At 37.2% G+C, this 2,461-nt stretch carries 1 protein-coding gene; it reads left to right on the top strand.

Going from position 1 to position 2,461, the window contains the following annotated elements; all coding sequences use genetic code 11:
* Positions 1-307 precede the first annotated feature (307 nt).
* Positions 308-2,146, top strand: coding sequence for an iron uptake porin (locus FWJ34_RS19165; protein WP_308256924.1), 1,839 nt, complete (start codon positions 308-310; stop codon positions 2,144-2,146).
* Positions 2,147-2,461 lie beyond the last annotated feature (315 nt).

The following is a 2,461-nucleotide window of genomic DNA, read 5'->3' on the forward strand; positions in this document are numbered from 1 at the left end:
GTTCTATAGGGAACAAGGCATCGGGGCAATGGGTAAATTTCTTCATTCTAAATTCTTCGGGCAAAGGGCTTAAAAGCATCTATTTTTAAAGAACCTTGCCATTTCAAATTTTATAAGCTAGGATGTTTGAAGTTTTACTAAGTCATTGAAGTTTTTTCAGAGAAAGTTAAGAAATGTTAACATAGTGAAGAAAATTAAATGATAAAAAAACTTTTTTATGTTATGATAAACACTAAAGTAAATCTGTTCACTGTAACATAAACTATTCAGTTAATAGCAAAACCTTAAGGTGTGAGGATACCTAACTATGAAAAAAAATTTTTGGAATTCAATCAAATTAACCCCTTTATTAGTGGGTGCTAGTCTTTTGGCTACTCAACAAGTACAAGCCAACGAAATTGCTCAGGTAAATGCTGAGTCTGACACACAAATTATTAATCAACTAGATAACTACAGTGCTGAGGGTACTACTTCCTCCTCTAAAGATCAAGTAACCAGCGTATCTCAACTCAGAGATGTATCTCCTACCGATTGGGCTTTTGAAGCTCTCCGTAGTTTAGTTGAACGTTATGGTTGTATCGTCGGTTATCCTGATCGTACCTTCAGAGGAAATCGTGCTTTAAGTCGCTATGAGTTCGCCGCAGGTTTAAACGCTTGTATGCAACAAATGGAACGTTTAATTGCTGCTAGTGAAGCCGTTACCAGAGAAGACATCGCTAAATTACAACGCTTAATGACTGAGTTTGAATCTGAGTTGGCCGCTTTAGGTGCAAGAGTTGACAACCTAGAAGGTAGAGTTGCTTTCTTAGAAGATCATCAGTTTTCTACCACTACCAAGTTGAAAGGGGAAGTCATTATGGCATTAACCCAAAACTTCAACAGTGGTAACCAAGCTATTCTAGCTGATCGTGTCCGTTTAGCTTTAAATACCAGTTTCACTGGAGAAGACACTTTAATCACTCGTTTATCTGCTGGTAACGCTGGTGCTTTCAACGCCGAAGGTAGAAACCAGTTTAGTACTGGTGGGGTACCTGTGACTAACCCCACTATCAATAGTAATAGTGCAACTTTAAATCAAACTTTCAATCTATATCCCGGTGTCAATAACGATGTTCAAGTTGACTGGTTAGCTTACTATGCACCGATTAAATTAAGTGAGAAGAGCGAAATCAAAACTTATATAGCAGGATGGGGTGGTATTCATACTGACTATGTTCCCACTTTAAATCCTTTCTTTGAAGACTATGATGGTGGTAATGGTGCATTAAGTACTTTTGCATCTTCGAGTCCCATCTATCGTATTGGTGGTGGTTCAGGGGTAGGTTTTAGTTATCGCTTAGGTTTCTTAGAAAGTTTACTTGGTCCTAGTACCTTTAGCGTTGGTTATTTAGCTGGTGGTTCTCCTAACTCTCCCAAAGATGGAGAAGGTATTTTCAATGGTGACTACTCTGTTTTAGGTCAACTTAACTTTAACATGAGTGATACCTTTGCCCTTGGCTTTACCTATGTCAGTGGTTATCACAGTGCTAATAGTCCTGTATTTGGATATGGTGCAAGTAGTGGTTTTGGTGTTGTTGGTACACAACTTGCTAACCAAAGTAATGATCAATTAGCTAGTATTTTTAGTAATGTTCCTGTTGCTAGTAATACTTTCATTCCTAAAGGTGGAAGTGTAACAACAACTATGGATCAAGGAAATAAAATTAGTAACTCCTACGGATCTCAATTGGCATGGCGTGTTACTAAAGGAGTAAGTCTCAGTGCTTTCTTTAACTATACTAACTTAACCAGAATCGGTCGTGGAAATGATGATATTTGGAGTTATGGTGGTGGTATTGCTTTCCCTGATTTATTCAAAGAAGGTAGCGTTTTAGGTATCTTTGCTGGTGTTCAACCCTATAATGCTACTAACACATTTTTTGTTACCGATACTGTCCTAAATAGTGCTGGAACCCCGGTAAGCAGTAGTACCCGTCGTGTTCGTGTTAGTAATGATACTGTACCCCTTCACATTGAAGGATTCTACAGATACCAGTTAACTGATAACATTTCCGTAACTCCCGGTGTTATTTGGGTTAATTCTTCTAACCAAGGTAATAATTCTAGTCAAGTCATCGGTACTTTAAGAACTACCTTCACCTTCTAATCTAAATTAGTTAAATCTAATACTCGAAGCCTTACTTGTTAATTCAGGTAGGGCTTTTTGTTTATGCTGAAAAATTTAATAGTTGGTAGTAAGGGTTTTAACCCTTTTCACTACTTCCGTTAGTTAGAAACCCTCTATTCATCACTACTAAAAACTTGGACAAAAAGGTTAAAAATCAATCAAAATATCCAAGATTATATAATATTGTCTAATTTTTTAGATACCTGTTAACCCTTTAGGGTTTAAGTACTTGGGCAAAATTAATTGTACATAGGCAATGGGTAACAAGGGGTTTAAACCCCTTGCATTGCATGC

The sequence above is a fragment of the Geminocystis sp. GBBB08 genome, from assembly GCF_016743215.1.
In the GTDB taxonomy this organism is placed as follows: Bacteria; Cyanobacteriota; Cyanobacteriia; order Cyanobacteriales; family Cyanobacteriaceae; genus Geminocystis.